The 21,615-nt window shown below is 63.7% G+C and carries 16 protein-coding genes; 6 read left to right on the forward strand and 10 right to left on the reverse strand.

The window, feature by feature from the left end; genetic code table 11:
- Positions 1 to 825: 825 nt before the first annotated feature.
- From SA190iCDA_RS17260 to SA190iCDA_RS17285, 6 genes are all read right to left on the reverse strand, one after another.
- Entirely contained in the window at positions 826 to 2,019 is a 1,194-nt protein-coding gene (locus SA190iCDA_RS17260; RefSeq protein WP_070885298.1) for a polysaccharide pyruvyl transferase family protein, read from the reverse strand.
- A 1-nt stretch (position 2,020) separates the two neighbouring features.
- Positions 2,021 to 3,310, reverse strand: coding sequence for a flippase (locus SA190iCDA_RS17265; protein WP_170833932.1), 1,290 nt, complete (start codon positions 3,308 to 3,310; stop codon positions 2,021 to 2,023).
- Positions 3,311 to 3,333: 23 nt separating this feature from the next.
- A complete protein-coding gene (locus SA190iCDA_RS17270) occupies positions 3,334 to 4,443 on the reverse strand; it encodes a nitroreductase family protein (RefSeq protein WP_083329754.1) in 1,110 nt (369 codons plus the stop codon).
- An 829-nt stretch (positions 4,444 to 5,272) separates the two neighbouring features.
- Entirely contained in the window at positions 5,273 to 5,635 is a 363-nt protein-coding gene (locus SA190iCDA_RS17275; RefSeq protein ID WP_070885300.1) for a response regulator, read from the reverse strand.
- 30 nt (positions 5,636 to 5,665) lie between these two features.
- Entirely contained in the window at positions 5,666 to 7,111 is a 1,446-nt protein-coding gene (locus SA190iCDA_RS17280) for an ATPase domain-containing protein (protein ID WP_083329788.1), read from the reverse strand.
- Between the two features lie 105 nt (positions 7,112 to 7,216).
- Entirely contained in the window at positions 7,217 to 8,377 is a 1,161-nt protein-coding gene (locus SA190iCDA_RS17285; RefSeq protein WP_070885302.1) for a two-component system sensor histidine kinase NtrB, read from the reverse strand.
- 150 nt (positions 8,378 to 8,527) lie between these two features.
- Here SA190iCDA_RS17285 and SA190iCDA_RS17290 point away from each other — a divergent pair, with 150 nt between their 5' ends.
- From SA190iCDA_RS17290 to SA190iCDA_RS17300, 3 genes are all read left to right on the forward strand, one after another.
- Positions 8,528 to 10,168 (forward strand): VRR-NUC domain-containing protein, encoded by a 1,641-nt coding sequence (locus SA190iCDA_RS17290; RefSeq protein WP_070885303.1) that lies wholly within the window; start codon positions 8,528 to 8,530, stop codon positions 10,166 to 10,168.
- On the forward strand, positions 10,165 to 12,543 hold the full coding sequence (locus tag SA190iCDA_RS17295) for an ATP-dependent DNA helicase (RefSeq protein WP_070885304.1): 2,379 nt from the start codon (positions 10,165 to 10,167) through the stop codon (positions 12,541 to 12,543). Before SA190iCDA_RS17290 ends, SA190iCDA_RS17295 begins: the two co-directional genes overlap by 4 nt.
- Before the next feature lie 153 nt (positions 12,544 to 12,696).
- Entirely contained in the window at positions 12,697 to 13,227 is a 531-nt protein-coding gene (locus SA190iCDA_RS17300; protein ID WP_070885305.1) for a hypothetical protein, read from the forward strand.
- Here SA190iCDA_RS17300 and SA190iCDA_RS17305 read toward each other — a convergent pair whose 3' ends face one another.
- Positions 13,228 to 14,358 carry a M14 family metallopeptidase gene (locus SA190iCDA_RS17305; protein WP_070885306.1) on the reverse strand — a complete coding sequence of 377 codons (1,131 nt, stop codon included), beginning with the start codon at positions 14,356 to 14,358 and terminating at the stop codon, positions 13,228 to 13,230.
- Between the two features lie 138 nt (positions 14,359 to 14,496).
- On the opposite strand from SA190iCDA_RS17305, the gene SA190iCDA_RS17310 reads away from it, so the two are divergent.
- Positions 14,497 to 14,892, forward strand: a complete 396-nt coding sequence (locus tag SA190iCDA_RS17310) for a hypothetical protein (RefSeq protein ID WP_083329755.1) — start codon at positions 14,497 to 14,499, stop codon at positions 14,890 to 14,892.
- Between the two features lie 847 nt (positions 14,893 to 15,739).
- Here the strand turns inward: SA190iCDA_RS17310 and ahpF are convergent.
- Complete coding sequence (gene ahpF, locus SA190iCDA_RS17315; RefSeq protein ID WP_070885308.1) at positions 15,740 to 17,293, reverse strand: alkyl hydroperoxide reductase subunit F; 1,554 nt, start codon at positions 17,291 to 17,293, stop codon at positions 15,740 to 15,742.
- 185 nt (positions 17,294 to 17,478) lie between these two features.
- A complete protein-coding gene (gene ahpC, locus SA190iCDA_RS17320) occupies positions 17,479 to 18,042 on the reverse strand; it encodes an alkyl hydroperoxide reductase subunit C (protein ID WP_070885309.1) in 564 nt (187 codons plus the stop codon).
- 191 nt (positions 18,043 to 18,233) lie between these two features.
- Between ahpC and SA190iCDA_RS17325 the strand changes: the two genes are divergently transcribed.
- A complete protein-coding gene (locus tag SA190iCDA_RS17325; protein ID WP_083329756.1) occupies positions 18,234 to 19,022 on the forward strand; it encodes a substrate-binding periplasmic protein in 789 nt (262 codons plus the stop codon).
- An 86-nt stretch (positions 19,023 to 19,108) separates the two neighbouring features.
- On the forward strand, positions 19,109 to 20,305 hold the full coding sequence (locus tag SA190iCDA_RS17330) for an MFS transporter (protein ID WP_070885310.1): 1,197 nt from the start codon (positions 19,109 to 19,111) through the stop codon (positions 20,303 to 20,305).
- On the opposite strand, the gene SA190iCDA_RS17335 is transcribed toward SA190iCDA_RS17330, so the two are convergent.
- Positions 20,302 to 21,603, reverse strand: coding sequence for an FAD-dependent oxidoreductase (locus tag SA190iCDA_RS17335; protein ID WP_070885311.1), 1,302 nt, complete (start codon positions 21,601 to 21,603; stop codon positions 20,302 to 20,304). The two genes, SA190iCDA_RS17330 and SA190iCDA_RS17335, sit on opposite strands and share 4 nt — an antisense overlap.
- Positions 21,604 to 21,615: the final 12 nt, after the last annotated feature.

Genomic DNA, 21,615 nt, shown 5'->3' on the forward strand with positions numbered 1-21,615 from the left:
GCTGAACCTTTGTCTTGCGCCCCTTACGGGCGCCACACCTTGATTCGCTGCGCTCACCCTTCGGGCCAGCCTGCGGCTGTTACTGCGCTTCGCTACGTCTCTTTGCTTGCCCAAGAAAGGTGTGCCAAAGAAGGGCACCCCGACATCCGGGTTTCGCTGCGCGAAACTTGATTCGCTTTGCTCACCCTGCGGGCCAGCCTTCGGCTGTTACTCCGCTTCGCTGCGTTTCCTCGCTCCGGTGCCGCTCCGGGGGCCGGCTTACATGGGCCATCCCTGGCCCATTAAGCCTCTCGCCGCATCCATGCGGCTCGCTCCCCTACGCAACACCTCCACTCGGCCTCCTGAAGGGGACTTGGGCGTCGTCTGTGAGATCGCGCTTCAAGAGCAAAAGCCAAACGCTACCGACTTTGATCTTGCGCAGATGTCGCAAGCTCGCGACATGGTCCCCTTCAGGAGGCCGAGTGGAATCGCCATGTAAGGGGTTGAGCGACATGGATGTCGCGAGAGCTGCGATGGGCCAGGGATGGCCCTTCGCAGCGTGCCCCTGGAGTGGTGATGGAGCGAGGGAACCCCGGCGCAGCCGGGGCCGGATGTAGGGGTGTGTTTCTTTGCTTACTTTCTTTGCACAAGCAAAGAAAGTGAGTCGCCCGTAAGGGGCGAAACCCACCCGGCCAGGCGGCGTGCTAATGGAGAGTGCCAAGCCATCGGCAACGCACACAAACTTGCCAGTCCGGCATCAACCAGGCGCTCCCCTAAAGAGCGAAGAACCTTGGTCTGGCACGCTGGAAAAGGCGATGCCGCCGATGCGGCATCGCCCTCGTCCGTTTAACGCCCAGTTGCCACGGCAACCGGCTTCTCGCTGCGTACGTTGTGGCCCTGCTCGATCAACGCGAACACCTCGTTCCACATGGCCTGGGTGCGGGTCTTGAGCTCCGCGGAATGGGCGTTCAGGCGCGCGGAAAGCGCCTGCATCTGCACCGGGTCCGTGAGGTTGTCGAGGGCGCGATCGAGTTCCTCGTCGCTCAGGTTGATGTCCAGCACGCCCTCGGAGAAGCCATAGTCGGCGAACAGCATCTGGTACTTGTGGCTCCAGCCGGTGGCCAGGGACGGCACGCCCTGGGACAGCGCGCTGACCAGGCCGTGGAAGCGGCTACCGAGGGTGCCACGGCAGGCGCCGAGGATGCCCTTGATGGCCAGCGGGTCGGTCTCGCGCAGGATCGGCAGGCCGCCGACCGCCTGGGACACCTGCTCGGCCAGGCGCGCATCGCCCTCGCCTTCGTGGATCAGCAGGAACGGCTTGGCGCCGCGCTCCACCAGTGCCTTGGCGGCACGCTCGAGGAACGGTGCATAGCCCTTGGCGATGCTGTCATTGGTCTTGTCGAGCATGCGGCAGTTGGGCACCAGGCAGACCTGGTGGATGGCAGGATCGAAGTAGTCCGGCACCGGCCCGCTGATCAGGTTGGTGAAGTCCGGGGCGATCTTGATGTTGTCGCGCTCGCCGACGATCTCGGTCAGATAGTCGTAGGAGATCTGCTCGCGGGCGAAGATCAGATCGCAGTTGTCGACGAACGCCTTCACCGCCTCGCGGCTGCGCGGGTCGCGGAACGGCCCGAAGGCCTGGGGCAGCAGGATCACCTTGGAGCCCTGCTTCTTCCAGCGCTTGCTGGAACGGGCCAGCTCCTCGGACAGATCCGGGCCCCACTGGTCGCTGTAGGCGAAGCCGGCGGCGTCCAGTACCACGTTGATGTCCTTGTCCAGCACGATGCCGTACTGCTCGCGGATACCGGCCGGCACCAGGGCGGCCAGGTCACCGAACGGGATGCCTTTGCGCCACAGCCAGGCCTTCTGGTAAAGCCCCAGGGACGCGCGATTGACATAAGGATAGGGGCTATTGGCCCGGCCGGGCTCCATCACCACCTTGGCAGCTGGCAAGTTCTTGCGCACCTGCTGCAGGGCGGCGTGCAGCATCAGTGCCGCCCCCTTGTTGACGAAACCGGCCTTGCGAATCTCGACGTACATATCACCTTCTCCTGAATTCACGAATCAACTGGGGCACGCTTATGAACACGTGCAGGCAAATACTCTTGGTCATCATGATGAACAGCGGCCGTGTCTTGCGTGACAGCAGCAAGCTCACGTAGCCGGCGATGGAATAGGAAATCAGCGTCGCCCAGGCCGAGCCGACCACGCCGTGGCTCTGGATGAGGTAGTAATTGAGCACGATGTTGCTCAGCGCGCCGAGGCCCTGGGTGACCAGGGAAAAGACGAAGGCTTCCTCGATGATGATCCACTTGCTGAACAGCGCGCGCATGAACACGAAGGTCGCGGCGAAGATATGGATCGCCAGCACCGGGCCGGCGTCGACGTACTGGGCGCCGTACAGCAGGTGCACGATCCAGTCGGAGAGCAAGAACACCACCACGGCCAGGGCGAAGGCCATGAAGAACAACACATCCAGCGCCACCTGCATGAAGCGGTTGTAGCCGGCGGTGTCGCTCTTGTGCAGGTCGATCATCTTCGGGAACACCGAAGCCATGAGAATGGTCGGGATCAGGTACCAGGCCTCGGACAACCGCGACGCCGCCGAATACACCCCCACGGCGTACTCGCCGAGCATGTACTGCAGCATGATCTGGTCGACCTTGAGGTAGATCACCGCCGACAGCGAACCCAGGAAGATGAGAAAGCTCTTCTTGAGCAGCGCCTTGCCCAGGGGCCAGGAAAAGTCGAAACGGAAATCGCGCTTGAGCATCACCGCGTAGCAGACCAGGATCGCCGAAGTGACCATCACCACCACCACGTGGGCCAGGGCGATATACACCAGGCCGGCACCGGCGATGGCCAGGATCATCTTCAGGCCGTTGCCGCCCAGCTGGCCGACGAAGCCGGCCACCGCCGCGTACTTGGCCTGCACCCGCGCCTGGAACCAGTCTATGAGCATCTCGAACGGGGTGAAGAACAGCGCCAGGGCGGTGAACAGCAGCACCAGGAAGTTCTGGTCGTTGCCGAACAGGTAGGTGCTCATCATGATCGCGAAGGCGATCACCGAGCAGCCCACCTTGATCACGAATACCGTGGAGAGAATCTGGTCTTCATTGTCGGGGTTGCTGCGCAGCTCCTTGACCACCAGGCCGGTGAGCCCCAGGTGCACGACGATGCTGAGCAAGCCCAGCAGCGCCAGCGCGTAGTTGAGGTAACCGAAATCCTCGGGCCCCAGGTAGCGCGCCAGCACCACCGTGGTGGCCAGGCCAATGGCCAGCATCAGAAACTTCTCGGCCAGCATCCAGCCGGAATTGCGGAGGTACTTCATACCCTCCTGGACACGCGAGGCACTCATCGAGCGGGCGTCTCCAGGCGCATATAGCTGCGGGCTTCCTCCAGCGAGAGCTTCTGCGAATACGGCACCAGGCCGGTGTCGGCGGCGTAGCCAAGGGAAATGAACATCACGATGCGCTCGTCCGGGTCGAGCTTGAGCAGCCTGGCCGCGGCCTCTTCACGCTCGGGAATGTCCGGCCAGTTGATCGAGCAGGACGATACGCCCTGGGTCTCCAGCGCGAACATGAAGGACATTGCCGCCAGGGCGCCGTCGATGTAGATCACGTGGCGGTCGCGCACGTGGGGGTAGGCGCGCAAGCGGCCGACCACGGCGACGATGGCCGGGAAATTGTGATCGAAGCCGGCCACCCCCATGGGCAGGCGCGACGCCTGGGCCACCGAGGCGGGGTCATCGAACACCACGAAGCGATAGGGCTGGCGGTTACAGGCACTCGGCGACTGCACGGCGACTTCCACGGCCTTGTCGATCACTTCCCGCGGCACCGGACGGCCCTGCTGGTACCAGCGCACCGAACGGCGCTTCATCGCCAGCTGACGCATGGCGGTGAAATCGACGCTCGGCGTGCTCAGGTCGACTGCGAACGGCACACGCTCGGCGTCCGGATGGCGCAGGGTTTCGGGCGAGCCGCTGGGGCGCTCGAAACGGGCGAACTTCTCGCGGGCGCGGTTGAGCACCGGATGGTCGCCGGTGACGGCAAAGTATTCGGCGAGCACATCGTGGGCCCAGCTGACCTCGTCGCGATCGACGTTGCCGTTGAGCGAGGCGATGTAGCTGTCGACCGTATCGTTGATGTAGTCGAGCGCGAACACCTGACGCCGCGGCTGCATGATCAGCCCCTTCTCGATGCGATGCACGGCGCGACGCAGGAAATAGTTCACCGGCTCGGCACCGGACAGGTTCTGCTCATGCTGCAGGTGGCCGACGACCACCGCATAGGCTTCGCGGTCAAAGGCCGAGGAGAAGAACGAATAATGGAAACGGCGCAACATGGCCGAGCGCGACAACGCCCGGATCCAGCCCATGGCGAGTCTCTTCTGCAAGGTCTTGAGGTTATCGATACTGTCCCGCGGCAAGACCTTCTTGAGGGATTCCTTCAACATTTTCATAGGCTGTGATTACCGTTCAATGGTTAATATCTCCCCCACAATCGCCGTAACGGTACGGCGACACTCGATTGATGGACGCTGGCAGTTCTAAGCCGAACCACAGGCATCTGCACGCCCGCCAATGCGTGTCGAGGCGGTGCAGGCTGCAGCATCCCTTCCCTTGGCAACCACCCGTCTGGCATCTGCCTACTCGGGTAGAGGGCAGCGCGAAAAACGGCGTCTGGTGCTGCAACGGTTCGACATCCAACCCGGTGTTTCGAGGGTGTTGGAGGCGGCGCGCTGGGGTGCCGCTATTCGTTGTCAGGGTTTAGGACTACGGAGCAACGCTTTGATTCCGCATCCGCATGCTTTGCGTGAAAAAAGTTGCCGAAAGGCCGTGGCAGGGGCTGCGAGCGGCCAGGATCGCCCTGGCAGAGGCTCGTCGAGGGCCTCGCCCAACTCGCTATGGAGAATGGTTTGGCGATGCTTTTCAGCGCAGGCGCCACAGCCAGCTGACCGCTATCCGACGCCGCGGCTCGAGGCCGGTGAGCAGCGGCAAGAGCTCATGGGATTCGTCGCTGCAGATCAGGATGCGCGAGGACAGTCCTTCGCGTGCGCGGCGCCCGGATAGTCCCGCCCGCTCGGTTGCGAACCCGACACCGCAACGGGCAACCTGGCGTCTACCGATGCCCGCCCCACCTTTTCACCCATGAATTCAGCACGACGGTTTCGGGCACATGGACACGCGCCTGGGCGTGCGCAGCGTTCGATCACCACAGCCATGAGGCGTTCCGCTTGTGAACCAGAGGGCGCAAGGGTTGCCGTGCCGTCACCAGCACGATGGTTGCGATCAACTCGGGCCGATCAGCTCCCTGACCTTGGCGATGACCTGATTGATATCGAACGGCTTGTCGAACACCGCGGCGAACAGTTCGGGGCTGGCGCGCCCGACGCTAGCCTGGGCGCCACTCATGAGAATGATCGGCAGATCCGCCGACCCTGGCCGGGCGCGAATGGCCCGGGCGAATTCGAGACCGTCCATGACCGGCATCATGAAATCCGTAATCACCAGTTCGGGGCGCTCACGGTCGAGCACCTCGAGGCCGCGACGGCCATTGCTGGCCTTGACCACCATGTAGCCTTCGTCTTCCATGGCATAGCCGAGAATATCCGCAATCAGGTATTCATCGTCGACTATCAAGATGGTTGTCATAGTTTATTGGCTCGGTCAGGCACACATGGCTCAGGCGTCCTGCGCAGGGACGGCATTGCCCGACAGCGCACCCGCGGCATGTCTAAAGGCCTTGCTGAGTTCAATACCATGATCACTGATGACCACTTCCAAAAGCGAGGGATCGTAACACCTGTCCCTCATCTTAAGGATGGACAGGAGCCGCTTTAGTTCAGCGTCTTTTTCCACGAAACGCATGAGGATCAGGTTGTCGACGATACTCGACAGCTCCGGAGCCGGGGCGTTGATCTCGGCGGTGAACAGGTCGCGCATCTCCCAGGTGGCGAATACCGTGACGCCCATGGCCCGCAGCTGGTTCATCAGCGCGCTGAAGAACTCGATCAGACGTGCGTTGCCTGTCGCCAGGCGGGCCAGGCCGCCGAGGCTGTCGATATGCAGACGCTTGATACCCCTCGCGCGTACCGCCTCGATGACCTTGGCACCCAGGCCATCGAGCAGCCCCTCGGTAGTCGGCTGCCACAGGATATGCAGCGCGCCGCTGGCCTCCAGGGCACCGAAGTCGATGCCCAGCGCCTCGGCCTTCAGGCGCAGGCGTTGCGGCGTTTCATAGAAACCAAAGTGCAGGCCCGGCGCCTCGACGGTGGATTGCGCCAGGAAGTTGAGCCCCAGGGTGGTCTTGCCGACGCCCGATGGCCCCATGATCAAGGTGACCGAGGACGCCGCCAGCCCACCGCCGATCAGCTCATCAAGACTCGATATACCACTGGAAATCTGCCCCAGGGTTTCGCTGTCTGGTTGGCTTGGCTGGCTGTACAGGCTTTCCAGACGCGGGTGAATCACCAATCCGTCGTCGGTGATTTCGCACTCGTGCAGGCCGGACAAGGCGCCGCTGCCGCGGGTCTTGCGCAGGTGGATGCGGCGCACCGAGCGGGCACCGAACAGTTCTTCGCCCAGTTCGACTACACCATCGACCATGGTGTGCTCGGGGCTGCCGTCGTCCAGCCGCGAGCTGGTCAGGAACAGCACCGTGCACCCGGCGAAGGCCGCATGGCCCTGCAGCTCGGAGATGAATTTCTTGGTGTCGATCTGGTTCTCCGCCTTGGAGCGGGCATTGAGCAGACCGTCGACGATCAGCAGCGTGGCCTTCTGGCGGCTGATCTCGCGGCGCAGCAGCTTGACGACTTCGTCGAGCCCCTCGTTTTCCAGGGTGTCGAAGGCGCTGACGAATTGAATCTCCGCACCGACCTTGCTGGGGTCGAAGAAACTCATCGTGGAAAGGAATTGAAAGAGCCTTTCATGGGACTCAGCCAACAGGGTGGCCACCAGAACACGGCCACCGTCGCGCACATGGTTGAACGCGACCTGGTTGGCGAGAATCGTCTTGCCAGAGCCGGGGCGCCCCTGAACGATATAGGATGCACCGGCCACCAGACCGCCCTTCAACAGAGCGTCAAGTCCCTCGATCCCACTTTGAAGGCGTTGTAGCTTTTCCAAGATCTGGCTTGCCTCAGTCGAAATTACGCAAATATGGCCTGGGTTGACACATGGGTCACCCAAACCCCGCCGCGCTGGCTGAAAAAGTGATTGGCGATACTATCATGTTCAGGCCTGCGCATCTGCCGACTGACCGGAGGATGCCGGCAGGTACAGACTCATGGTCGTTCCGTGGCCGGTGACGCTCTCGACCTGCACGGTACCGCCAGCCTGACGGGCAAAACCATAGACTTGGCAAAGACCCAGTCCGGTTCCCTTGCCGGTGTCCTTGGTGGTGAAGAAGGGCTCGAACAGGCGCGGACGAATCGCCGGGTCGATGCCGCAGCCCTGGTCGGCAACGGCGATCACCACGAACGCGCCGTGCAGGCCGTCCACCTCCCCCGCCAACTGCCGATTGCCCGCCTGCAATTGCACCGTGCCGAGACCACCCATGGCATCGCGGGCGTTGAGAATCAGGTTGAGCAGGGCCATTTCCAGTTCGCTGGGGTCCAGTTGCACGGTATGCAATCCATCTCCAACCTGCATCTGCAGGGTCATGGTCCTGGGCAGCGCCTGGCTGATGAAGGTGGAGGCCGCATCCAGCAACTGGTTGAGGTCGACCAGGCGACTGGGCTTGGGCTCGCAGCGGGCGAAGGTCAGCAGATTACGGGTCATCTGCGCGCCGCGCTCGCCAGCGGTCTGAATGTTGTCCAGCAGGCTGGCCAGACGCGCGGGATCATCGGTACGGCTGGCCAGCTTGGCGGCGCTGAGGATGATGGTCAGCAGGTTGTTGAAGTCGTGGGCCATGCCGCCGCTCAGTTGCCCGAGGGCTTCCAGCTTCTGGGCCTGGAACAGCTGGGCGCGCAAGGCGTCGTAGCGGCCTTCGGCTTCGTGGCGGTCGGTGATGTCGCGGGTGATCTTGGCCAGGCCGATGATATCGCCCTGCTCGTTGCGAATCGCATCGATGACCACCAGGGCCCAGAAACGCGTACCGTCCTTGCGCACCCGCCAGCCTTCGTCCTGGGCGCGGCCTTCACGCAACGCCCGGTCGAGCAGGTAGCCGGGCTTGCCGGCGCGGCGGTCTTCAGCGGTATAGAAAATGGACAGATGCTGACCGATCGCCTCGACGGCGTCGTAGCCCTTGATGCGCGCCGCCCCGGCGTTCCAGGAGACCACGACCCCCGCCGGGTCGAGCATGAAGATGGCGTAGTCGACCACCGCCTGGACCAGCATCTCGTAGTGTCGCTCGGTCAGGTTGCCTGGTGAGAGAGGCGCAAACTGGCTGTGCATGGTGGCCCGTTCCAGGCGGCAATGGAAGTGCAGTGTAATCCGCGACCGATGCCGAGTGACAGTATGTTGTAGCATCCGCCCATCCCATGGCCATTGCCAGATGACGGGCGGCCTGATATCTGTATAAAAAAACAGTACCCTGCCTGCCCCATGTCTTCAAGCATTGATCCGCGTTTCTATTACCTGCACAACTTTCGCAAGGCCCTGGCCTGGATCGGTGATCGCCATGCCGACCTGCTCGATGCCCGCGAACAGGCCTTCCTGCAGGCCTTCGATGCGCTCGACTGGGCGGCCCAGGCCCTGCTGGTACGCATGATCATGCGCAAGGGCGTGCACTTTCGGGCCAGCAAGCTGAACTACGAGGAAATCGGTTGCTGCCGGCAGGCCGCCGCAGCGCTGATCGCCAATGGCTGGGTGCTTGACGATGCACCGCTGCCACTCGATGTGCTGCTGGCCCTGCTGCGCAAGGACGAGATCGTCGCCAGCTTTGCCGCCCGGCTCAGCGACCGGCGCGCCCGCAAGGATGACCTGGCCCAGCAGCTTGCCGCCCAGTTCGCGGCCAGCCAGTCGTTCGCCGCCTGGTGCCCGGCTCTCGACGACGTGCTCTACAGCCTGACCATCGACGACCTGAGCGAGCGCCTGCGCCTGATGTTCTTTGGCAACCTGCGCCAGGAATGGTCGGAATTCGTGCTCGCCGACCTGGGTATCTTTCGTTACGAGCGGGTCGACTTTCCGGCGGACTCGCGGGCCCTGCGCTGTCGCGAGGACGTCGACGACTACCTGCACCTGCAGCGCTGCCGCGAAGCCTTCGAAGCCGGCGAGGTCAGCGACGAGCTGCTCGCCCGCATCGACGCCCGTCGCTACGACAATCCCTATATCGCCGAGCGCCGCGCCAAGCTGCTGTTTCGCATCGGCCAGCACCTGGAGCGCGGCGCCGACTTCGACCTGGCGCTGCAGGTGTACGCCAGCAGTGGCTATGGCGCGGCGCGGCAGCGCTGCATCCGGGTGCTGGAACGCACCCTGCAGCACCGCGAAGCCTTCGAGCTGGCCAGCCAGGCCGTGGCCGAACCGCTCAGCGATGGCGAATTGCAGCTGGCCGAACGGGCACTGGTGCGCCTGGCTCGTCATCTGGGCTTGCCAGGGCAGAAACGCAGCAAGGTGCAAGCACCCGCGCGCCTGGATCTGCACCTGCCGAAAACGTCCATGCTGGCAGTCGAGCGGCTGGTGCAACAGCACCTGCATTGCAGCGATGCGCCGGTGCATTACGTCGAGAACACGCTGATCTGCAGCCTGTTCGGCCTGCTCTGCTGGCCAGCGATCTTCGCCGCGATTCCGGGCGCGTTCTTTCATCCGTTCCAGCATGGCCCGGCGGATCTGCTGAGCGCGGAATTCTACCCGCGCCGGCGCACGCTGTTCGCCGAATACCTGGCGCAGCTGGACGATCATCGCTACCGCGACAGCATTCGCCAGACCTACCATGACAAGTTCGGCATCCAGTCGCCGTTCGTGCACTGGGGGGTGCTCAGCGAAACCCTGCTCGAACAGGCCCTTGACTGCCTGCCGGCGGCCCACCTGCAGGCCTGGTTTCGCCGCCTGTTGGGGGATGTCCAGGCGAACCGCTCGGGCATGCCGGATCTGATCCAGTTCTGGCCCGAGGAAAAGCGCTACCGGATGATCGAGGTCAAAGGCCCCGGCGATCGCCTGCAGGACAACCAGCGCCGCTGGCTGGCGTTCTGCGCCGAGCACGGCATGCCGGTAGACGTCTGCTACGTGCAGTGGGCCGACGCATGAGTTACCGCGTGGCGGTGCGCGCCCTGTGCGAGTTCACTGCCAAGTGTGGCGATCTCGACCTGCGCTTCACACCCTCGCCCACCGCCCAGGAGGGCATGGCCGGGCATGCCACGGTGGTCGCCCGGCGCGGCGACGGTTATGAATCCGAGGTACCGCTGGCCGGGGAATTCGCCTCGCTGCAGGTACGCGGCCGGGCCGACGGCTTCGACCCGCAGCGCAACCTGCTCGAGGAAATCAAGACCCACCGCGGCGACATCAACCGCATACCGGAAAACCACCGCCAGCTGCACTGGGCCCAGGCGCGGGTGTACGGCTGGCTGCTCTGCCAGAGCCGCGGCCTGGCGCAGATCGACCTCGCCGTGGTGTACTTCAACGTGCTCACCCAGAAGGAAAGCCTGTTTCGCGAAAGCCGCACGGCCGCCGAGCTGCAGGGTTTCTTCGAGACACTATGCCAGCGCTTCATCGCCTGGGCCGAACAAGAACAGGCGCATCGCCTCAGCCGTGATGCCGCGCTGGCCGAGCTGCGCTTTCCCCACGCCGGCTTTCGCCTTGGCCAGCGGCAACTGGCCGAGGCCGTTTACCGTGCGGCGCGCGATGGCCATTGCCTGATGGCCCAGGCCACCACCGGCATCGGCAAGACCCTGGGCACGCTGTTTCCGCAGCTCAAGGCGTTCCCGGAGAACAACCTGGATCGGCTGTTCTTCCTGACCGCCAAGACCCCGGGCCGCCAGCTGGCGCTACATGCCCTGCAGATTCTGCGCGGTGAGACCCTGCCCCTGCGGGTGCTCGAACACGTGGCGCGGGACAAGGCCTGCGAGCACCCGGACAAGGCCTGCCATGGCGAGTCCTGCCCGCTGGCCCGCGGTTTCTACGATCGCCTGCCGGCCGCGCGCCAGGCGGCGGTCGAGCGCGTCTGGCTGGATCAGTCCGCGGTGCGCGAGATCGCCCTGCAGCACGAAGTCTGCCCCTACTACCTGAGCCAGGAACTGACCCGCTGGGCCGACGTGGTGGTGTGCGATTACAACTATTACTTCGACCTCGGCGCCCTGCTCTACAGCCTGACCCTGATCAACGAATGGCGGGTAACGCTGCTGGTCGACGAGGCCCACAACCTGATCGAACGCGCCCGGCGCATGTACAGCGCCGAACTCGACCAGGCGCGTTTCGAGGCCATGCGCGGCAACGCGCCCAAGGGCCTGAATGCGGTGCTGTCGCGCATCAGCCGGCACTGGAAGCAGCTGCACAAGGAGCAGAGCAAGGACTACCAGACCTACCCGCAGCCGCCAGATCTGCTGCTCCTGTCCCTGCAGAAAGCGGTCAGTGCCCTAACCGATCACCTGACCGACCAGCCCACCGGCAACGATGGCGAGTTGCTGCAGTTCTACCTCGACGCCATGGCCTTCTGCCGCCTGGCTGAGGCCTTCGGCCCCCACTCGCTGTTCGATATCAGCCGCCAGGCGGATGGCCGTGGCCGTAGCCACTCGGTGCTGTGCCTGCGCAACGTGGTGCCGGCGCCCTTTCTGGCGCCGCGCTTCGAGGACAGTCACAGCACCACGCTGTTTTCCGCCACCCTGAGCCCGGCCCGCTATTACGCCGACCTGCTCGGTTTGCCCGAGGCAACGCCCTGGGTGGATGTCGAATCGCCCTTTCAGGCGCAGCAACTGCAAGTTCAGGCGGTCAGCAACCTGTCGACCCGCTACCAGCACCGCGAGCGCTCGCTGGCGCCCATCGTCGCGCTGATGGCCAGGCAGTTCGCCGAGCGCCCGGGCAACTACCTGGCGTTCTTCAGCAGTTACGCCTACCTGCAGCAGGTACTGGAGCTGTTCGACCGCGAGCATCCGCAGCTCACCCGCTGGGTGCAGGCCCGGCAGATGGACGAGGCCGAGCGTCAGCAATTTCTCGAGCGCTTCAGACCCGGCGGCCAGGGAATCGGCTTCGCGGTACTCGGCGGGGTGTTCGGCGAAGGCATCGACCTGCCGGGGGACCGGCTGATCGGCGCGTTCATCGCCACCCTGGGGCTGCCGCAGATCAACCCGATCAACGAGCAGATCAAGCTGCGCATGGCCGAGATGTTCGGCAGCGGCTACGACTACACCTATCTGTATCCCGGCCTGCAAAAGGTCGTGCAGGCCGCCGGGCGGGTGATCCGCACGCCGCAGGACAACGGTGTGGTGCACCTGATGGACGACCGCTTCACCCTGCCCGAAGTACGTGCCCTGCTGCCTGGCTGGTGGCAGGTGCAGCGCAGTCGCGTGCCGCAAACGCCAGTGCTGCCGCCCATGGCTCGGCGGCCGGCACAACCTGTACAGCAGCCGACCTCGAGCGAACACCTGCCCGCCCTTGCCCAACGTGGTCTTTTCGAGCCACCTGGCTGAAAACCAATCGGCAGCGGCTTGCCGCCAGTGGCATACGGCTGCCTGCCGGGCGTCGTCGCGAAAAAAATACCTAATCATATCAGTCAGTTATCACCAAACAACAGGGTGGCGCGGGCCTTGCACAGTCAGAAGCTCACGACAAGGAGGCCCGCCATGAGCATCATCGGTTCGCTCAATCCCTACGCAATGTCCACGGCCCTGCAGCGCACCCGCGCCGAGGAGCTGGATTACAGGAAAAGCAGCGATGCCGCGCTGCTCGTCGAGCCCGGCAAGCCCCGGGAGAACGAGCGGATCGCCCCAGCGTTCGAAAGCGACGAGGCGAACGTCCACCAGCAGGCCTATGACGAAGCCTTCGCGCGAATGCTCGTCACCCTCAACAGCACGACCCATCAGGTGAGCGAAGACGGCCTGCAGGACACCGGCACTCTGTCCGCCAGCGACAAGCAGGAGGCCCCGACCAAGCCGAGCGCCAGGGATGAGTTCATGGCCTATATGGCCATGACACCTGCGGAGAAGATGCGCGACAAGATCCTCAAGGAAGTCGGCATCACCGAGGAAGGCCTGGAGAACATGCTGCCTGAACAGCGCGCCGCCGCCGAGCGGGAAATTGCCGAGAAGATGAAGATTCTTCAGGAGTTGCAGGCCACCCAGGATGAACCTGGCAGCCTGCACGAGCATGCCTGATCAGCGCAGGCGGTCGACCATCTGGCCGATCACGCCAAGCATGTCAGCGGCCAGCTTCATTGATCGCTCACCATTCCAGCCGGTCCTTGGGTTCGGCATATCGTCATGGTCCTTGAAGGGCATTTCCAGGGTGAACGACAGGCAGTCGAATTCCTGCCCCACCGAATTGCAGGCCAGCGCCAGATTGGCTTTGCCAGGGGCGCTGCGCGGGTAACCGAAGCGGGTCTGAAACTCGGCGCCGCTGTCCACCAGGCGCTGGCGAAACTCGCTTTCCAGCGCCTCAAGGCGCGGCGTGAAGCCAGGGTTGCCCTCGCATCCGGCGGTGAACACGTGGGGAATTTCCTCGTCGCCGTGGATATCCAGAAACAGGTCCACGCCGATCTCGCGCATCGCCTGCTGGACGAACAGCACCTCCGGGCTGCGCTCGGCGCTTGCCGATTGCCAGGCGCGGTTGAGGTCCTGCCCCGCCGCGTTGGTACGCAGGTGGCCACGGAAGGCGCCATCGGGGTTCATGTTCGGGACCAGATACAGATCGGCCTGCTGCAGCAGTGCATCCAGCTCGCTGTCACCAGCGTCGCCCAGGCGCCTGACGATGCCTTCCATAAACCATTCGGCCATGTGCTCGCCAGGATGCTGCTGGGCGATGATCCATACCTTGCGGATCGCGCTCCCATGGCGGTGCACGCGCAGCAACTCGATATCGCGGCCCTCGAGGCTGCGCCCGCTGGCCTGCAACTCGACACCTGGCAATGCCAGCGCCTGTTTGATCAGCGCGGCGTGGCGCTCACGGCTGTAGGGCTCGAAGTAGGCGAACCAGATCTGCTCGCGCTCGGGCTCCAGGCCAAAGCTCAGCGCGCCATTCTCGAAGCGGCTGGGCACGCGGAACCAGGTCTGCTGATCGTAGGAGGCGGCCGCGTTGTAACCCGTCCAGGCGTGGCTGTAGGCGGACTGACCGGCGTTGGTGATGCTGAAGTCGTGGCGCGCGCCGGGCGTCAGACCATCGACATGGAAATGAAACCACTGGAAGTGATCGCTGTTGAGATCCTTGCGCATGGCCAGCAGCACCTTGTGCGGGTCGCTGGCGTCCTGCACGAGGATGTTGCCGCTGTCGAAATCCGAGCTGATCTTCATGGCTTGTTCTCGTTGCTGTGTTCACGGTGGCCGCAGCATCGCAGTTTCCGGCCGCCGAGGAAATGCGCAGGAACGATTGCAGCTCGCAGTGCCGCAGCTCACACTGACGCCTCACTTTTGCTGATAGCCGGAGCCGCCGTGTCCCTAGTCGATGATCAACAACGCCAGCGCGTACTGGACGCCGCCGAGTCACTGGACTGCACGGTGTACCGCCCCGATGAAGACGATCTGGATGCCGAAGAACAGGACATGGGCGATGCCAAGGTGCTGTTCACCGGCCTGTTCGAGGCCCCGCAAGACTGGGACGCCGCCGAGTGCGATGACTATTTCGACGGCATCGACCCGGCACTGTTCTTCACGGCGCTGATCGCCTGCGAAGCCAAACCCGGCTCCAAGGCCTTCTTCACCCCCCAGGCCGGCGACCTGCTGGCCGCCATGAATGCCGGTAAGGTGGAGATGTACTTCGTCTGCGAGCGCCTGGATGACGAACACGGCAGCAGCTTCGTGCTGATTCGTGACGAAAACACCGACTGAGCCGCGCGTATGGCAGGAAAAGGTTCTTCGTAGAATCTCGGGGGCGTCAGTCTCGGCACCGGACTGGCAAATCAGTGTGTCGTCTCCTTAGGTGTTGGGACGCCGCAGCGGTGTGTGCAGAAATTCCTTGTTTCGCCCCCTCGGGCGACTCACTTTTCTTTGAAGTGCGCAAAGAAAAGTAAGCAAAAGAAAGCGCACCCCATCATCCGGCCCCGGCGTAGCCGGGGTTCGTTCGCTCCATCGTCGCTCCGAGGGTCGGCTTACAAGGGCCATCCCTGGCCCTTTAAGCCTCTCGCGGCATCCATGCCGCTCGCCCCTCTACGCAACGATTCCACTCACCCTCCTCAAGGGGACATTCGCGCGCCTGCACGAACGGGCATGCTTTTTGGGATGCGGGATAGCATCTAGGTCAGCCCAGGGCTGACCCCATGTTCAAGCACCCAAAGCTCCGTGAATTGCCTCCGGTTTAGGGGGGCGTGCAGAGCCCGTCCAGGAGGGCGAATGGAATCGTCGTGGAAGAGGTTGAGCGGCATGGATGCCGCGAGAGCCGCGATGGGCCATGGATGGCCCTTCGCGGCGGGCCTCTGGAACGGCGATGGAATGAGCGAACCCCGGCGTAGCCGGGGCCGGATGATCGGGCGGAGGGTTTTGGTTACTTTTGCCCGCAAAAGTGACTCGCCCGGAGGGCGAAACCGGAGATGTCAGTAAGACGTAGATAAGCAGCTTGAGCGCGGAAAACACCCGCGCACTCACACAAACTTGCCAGCCCGGTATCAAGACTGCTTTCCCTAGATTCCGCGAAAAAAAAACGGGCCCCGAAGGGCCCGTTTTCATGTGCAGCAGTGGATCAGCTACGGATCAGGTGATCGAACGCGCTCAGCGAAGCCTTGGCGCCCTCGCCCACGGCGATGACGATCTGCTTGTACGGCACGGTAGTCACGTCGCCGGCGGCGAAGATGCCGGGCAGCGAGGTTTCACCACGGGCGTCGACGATGATCTCGCCGCGGTCCGACAGCTCCACCGAGCCCTTGAGCCACTCGGAGTTGGGCAGCAGGCCGATCTGCACGAAGATGCCTTCCAGCTCTACGGGGATGAACGCATCGGAGTTGCGATCCTTGTAGACCAGGCCGGTGACCTTTTGGCCGTCGCCTTTCACTTCACTGGTCAGGGCGCTGGTGATCACCTTGACGTTGGGCAGGCTGTAGAGCTTCTTCTGCAGCACGGCGTCGGCGCGCAGCTTGCTGTCGTACTCGAGCAGAGTCACTTCGGCGACGATACCGGCCAGGTCGATGGCCGCTTCCACGCCGGAGTTGCCACCGCCGACCACCGCCACGCGCTTGCCCTTGAACAGCGGGCCGTCGCAGTGCGGGCAATAGGCCACGCCCTTGTTGCGGTATTCCTTCTCGCCCGGCACGTTCATCTCTCTCCAGCGTGCGCCGGTGGACAGAATCACGGTCTTGGCTTTCAGGCTCGCGCCGCTCTCGAACTTCACTTCGTGCAGGCCACCTTCGCTGGAGGCCGGGATCAGCGCGCTGGCGCGCTGCAGGTTCATGACGTCGACTTCGTACTGTTTGACGTGCTCTTCCAGGGCGCGGGCCAGTTTCGGGCCTTCGGTTTCCTGCACCGAGATGAAGTTCTCGATGGCCATGGTGTCGAGCACCTGGCCGCCGAAACGCTCGGCGGCAACGCCGGTGCGGATGCCTTTACGGGCGGCGTAGATGGCCGCTGCAGCACCGGCCGGGCCGCCACCGATGACCAGCACGTCGAAGGCTTGCTTGGCGTTGAGCTTCTCGGCATCGCGGGCCGAAGCGCCGGTGTCGATCTTGGCGAGGATCTGCTCGGCGTCCATACGGCCCTGGCCGAACAGTTCGCCGTTCAGGTAGATGCTCGGTACCGACATGATCTGGCGGGACTCGACTTCATCCTGGAACAGCGCGCCGTCGATGGCCACGTGGCGGATATTCGGGTTGAGCACGGCCATCAGGTTCAGCGCCTGGACCACGTCCGGGCAGTTCTGGCAGGACAGCGAGAAGTAGGTCTCGAAGTTGAATTCGCCTTCCAGGTTCTGGATCTGCTCGATCACTTCGGCGGCGAGCTTCGACGGGTGGCCACCGACTTGCAGTAGGGCCAGCACCAGCGACGTGAATTCGTGGCCCATCGGCAGACCGGCGAAACGCAGGCTGATGTTGCCATTCGGGCGATTCAGGGCGAACGACGGCACGCGGGCGTCGGTGCCGTCGGTCTTCAGGGTGATCTTGTCGGTCAGGCTGACGATATCGTCGAGCAGGCCTTTGAGCTCCTGAGATTTGTCGCTGTCATCGAGGGACGCGACGATCTCGAACGGCTGGCTGACCTTCTCCAGGTACGCCTTCAACTGGGATTTAAGGGTTGCGTCCAACATATACGAGTCCTCAATGACGAAATTCGGGCAATAAAACGCCCGGACGGGTTACGCCCGGGCGTTCGGGCACCTTTAAAGCCTGTTGGCTTGTAGGTGGAAAATGGGATGTAGCGCGTCGCGAGCGACGGCAGTGCGAGCCTGATTTCAACGAAGCAATGCCTAGCGCAGTAGCGCTACGCCCATTTTTAGATCTTGCCGACCAGGTCCAGGGAAGGAGCCAGGGTCTGAGCGCCTTCTTTCCACTTGGCTGGGCACACTTCGCCCGGGTGGGCAGCGGTGTACTGAGCGGCCTGCAGCTTGCGCAGGGTCTCGGCCACGTCACGAGCGATCTCGTTGGAGTGGATTTCGACGGTCTTGATCTGGCCTTCCGGGTTGATCACGAAGGTGCCGCGCAGTGCCAGGCCTTCTTCAGCGATGTGCACGCCGAATGCATTGGTCAGCTGGTGAGTCGGGTCGCCGATCAACGGGAAACGAGCCTTGCCAACGGCTGGCGAAGTTTCGTGCCATACCTTGTGGGAGAAGTGGGTGTCGGTGGTAACGATGTACACTTCAGCACCGGCCTTCTGGAAGGCTTCGTAGTTGTTGGCGGCGTCTTCGATCTCGGTCGGGCAGTTGAAAGTGAAGGCTGCCGGCATGAAGATCAGTACCGACCACTTGCCTTTCAGGCTTTGTTCGGTGACTTCGATGAATTTGCCATTGTGGAAGGCATTGACCTTGAACGGCTGAACTTGAGTGTTAATCAAAGACATCTGTGAACTCCTTTGAGGGTTGAAAAATTTACAGGAGGGATAGTAGCCCCATATGGACCAAAGAGCCCATTGATTGAAAGCATCAAACCAATAAGCCGAGTCAATCGAACCACATAAAAAGCCTTTTAAAACAGTAATCTGAAAATTTCGTGCTCTGCAATGGGCGAACGTTCAGCATACGCGAGCGACCGATGACCAGATTTCAGACCACCTTTCCGTGCGACATCACCTTTTCCCGCCTGGTTCGCTGCAATCTGGCGTTTTGGCTGACGATGACGCTTGCCCTGATGAGCGGTACCGCCCTGGCCGAAAAAGACCCGTTGCGTTTTTCCATCATCGAAAGCGGTGTCATGCCGATGGTGCAGATCCGCGAGGGCCAGGCAGTCGACGGCATACTTCGTGATCTCTCCCTGAGCCTGGCCGACAAGGTCGGTCGCCAGGCCGAGTTGTTGGTGCTGCCGCGCATGCGCGTGCACCGCGCGTTACTGAACCGGGAGATCGACGTGCGCTGCTACGTCAATCCGGACTGGTTGACCGATACCTATTCCGGTTACCTGTGGAGCGCTCCGTTCATGGTGCAGCGCGACCTGCTGGTCAGCCGCTCCGCGCAACCGGTCAACCCGGAGAGCCTTGACGGCCAGTCCGTCGGCACCGTCCTGGGCTTCAACTACCCGACCCTCAACACCCTGTTCGACAATGGCCAGTTGCGGCGCAACGATGCGCGAACCCAGGGCCTGGTTCTACGCAAGCTGGCAGCCGGACGTTACGATTATGCGATCAGCAACGAACTGGCACTGTTGTGGTTCAACCGAGGCCGCAGCGACGCCGACAAGCTTCACGAAGTCCACGAGCTGACGCGCGACGAGGTGGCGTGCCTGGTGCGCGACGCGCCCGACCTACCGACCCAGGCGCTGCTCGAGGCGATGCGGCGAATGCAGGAAAACGGCGAGTTCACTGCCATCCTGCAGCGCTACCGCTGAATGTCGGGCAGGCCGACGAGGTTTTCTCGGCCTGCCAATGTGTGAATAATGCCCCGCCTGATCCGCCGCCCCCGATGAGGTAAACCATGAGTGGCTCCGCCCACGCCGCCCCGCGCCTGAGCGCAGGGGCGATTCTGCTGATCGAACTGGCCCTGGCACTGGGCGGCTTCGCCATTGGCACCAGCGAATTCTCCATCATGGGCCTGATGCCCAACGTGGCCCAGGATCTGGGCGTCAGCGAACCCCAGGTCGGCCATGTGATCAGCAGCTACGCCCTGGGTGTGGTGGTCGGCGCGCCGATCCTCGCACTGCTGGGCTCGCGCCTGCTGCGCAAGCACCTGCTGTTGCTGCTGATGAGCGTGTTCGCCGTGGGCAACCTGGCCAGCGCCCTGGCGCCCGATTACCTGTCGCTGCTGGTGTTTCGCTTCTTTGCCGGCCTGCCCCACGGCGCCTATTTCGGTATCGCCATGCTGGTCGCTGCCTCCATGGCGCCGCCCCACAAGCGCGCCAAGGCGGTCAGTCGGGTTCTGATGGGCCTGAGCGTGGCAATTCTGGTCGGCAACCCCCTGGCCACCTGGCTGGGCCAGAGCGCCAGCTGGCGCTTCGCCTTCGCCCTGGTCAGCGTAATCGCCCTGGCCACCGTGGCGATGATTGCCCTGCTCCTGCCGCTGGACCGCAGCGAGGTGCGCAGCAGCCCGATCAACGAACTGCGTGCCTTCAATCGCGCACCTATCTGGCTGGCACTGGGCATCGGCTCGATCGGCTTTGCCGGCATGTTCTGCGTGTTCAGCTACATGGCGCCAACCCTGCTGGAAGTCACCCGGGTCAGCCCGGGGATGATTCCGGTGGCCATGGCGATATTCGGTGTCGGCTGCATTCTCGGCAACATGGCCGGCGGCTGGCTGTTCGACCGCCTGCGCTTCAAGTCGGTGGCCTGGATCCTGCTGTGGAGCGCGCTGGTACTGCTGGTGCTGCCGACCGCCACCCACTCGCTGTGGACGGTGCTGCCGGCGATTCTCGCCCTGGGCACCATCGCGGCCCTGTCACCCGCCTTGCAGACCCACCTGATGGACGTGGCCACCGGCGCCCAGACGCTCGCCGCGGCGTCCAACCATGCTGCCTTCAACATCGCCAATGCCCTGGGCCCGTGGCTCGGCGGCCTGGCGATCAGCGCCGGTTTCGGCTGGACCTCGACAGGCTATATCGGCGCGGCGACGGCGGTCGCCGGCCTGCTGGTGTTCGCCTGGGCATGGAAGGTGCAGAAGGCCCAAACCTCGGCCTAGACCGAGCTCACTTCGAGCACCGGCTGCGCAGGAGAAGGCTTGCACCAGGCATGCAGCGGCGCCGCCCCCTTGCCCGACAACAGCCAGCCGGTACGCGCCCCGACCAGGGTGGTCACGGCATGCTGGCGGCCCAGGGGCAGATGCCGCGCTACGAACAGCGCGCTGTCGCGCAGCACCGCCAGCCAGGCGCTGTGGGACTGGAACAACGGCGTCAATAAACGGCTGGCCTGGCGGTAGTAACGCAGGTGAGCGCCCCGCACCGCGCCGTAGACGGCAAAACAGGCCGCAGGATCGGCAGCTTGGCCGGGGCCGCAAGCGCCCAGGGCGTCGGCCAGCGCCACGGCGTCGACCAGGGCCATGTTGGCGCCCTGCCCCAGCTGCGGGCTCATGGCATGGGCGCAGTCACCGATGGCCAGCACCCGGCGGTCATTCCATTGGTGCATGCGCACGTCGGCGTAGCTCGCCAGCATCAGCCGCTCCGGCGTATCGATGGCGTGCAGAAAGGCGTCGGCCGGCTCGCCTGCCAGCTTTCGCACCGAATCCTTCCAGGCCTCCAGGCCCGCCTGCTGCCAGGCAGCGTGGCTGGCCACCGGCAGGCTCCAGAACAGGCTGCTCAGCTTGGTTTGCCGCTGGCTGTGGGTCACGCCGGTCGGCATGATGCCGAACATCTGCAAGCAGCCGCGGTACCACTGACGCAGGTCCGTGGAATCGGCGCCATCCGGGGTCGGCACGATGCTCCACAACGCGCCCCAGGGGTAGGCCTTGACTGTCTGGCGCACCTGCATCTGGGCACGCAGCTGCGAGCGGGTGCCGTCGGCCAGGATCAGCGCTCCGTGTTCGCCCAGCACCGACTCGTTGCCCTGGCCATCGTCGGTGAGCAGACGCACATGGGTGGGCGCCTGCACGAAGCGTGAAATCGATACGCCGGTACGGATGGTCACCCCGGCTGCCCGTGCCGCGCCGAGCAAGGCGGTCATCAACACCCCGCGGTGAATGCCGAGGCCAAAGGAATCGGCCTGCCAGTGAGCGTAGCGGGTGTCGAGAATCACCCGCCGCGCGCAGGCCGAGGTGCCGAACAGGCGGCTGACCGGCGCGCCAAGCGCGGTGCATTCATCGAGCAGACCGAGGTGGCGCAAGGCCGCGAGCCCCGAGGGCTGCAGCAGAATGCCGGCACCTACCGGCTGCAGGTCGGCAACGCGTTCGTAGAGGGTGACCGACCAGCCCTGGCGGGCCAGCAGGATGGCGCTGGCCAATCCTGCGGTGCCGGCGCCGACGATCGCAATGGGTAAATCCTTCACGGGCACATCCTG

The organism is Pseudomonas argentinensis (assembly GCF_001839655.2).
Classification (GTDB): Bacteria; Pseudomonadota; Gammaproteobacteria; order Pseudomonadales; family Pseudomonadaceae; genus Aquipseudomonas; species Aquipseudomonas argentinensis_B.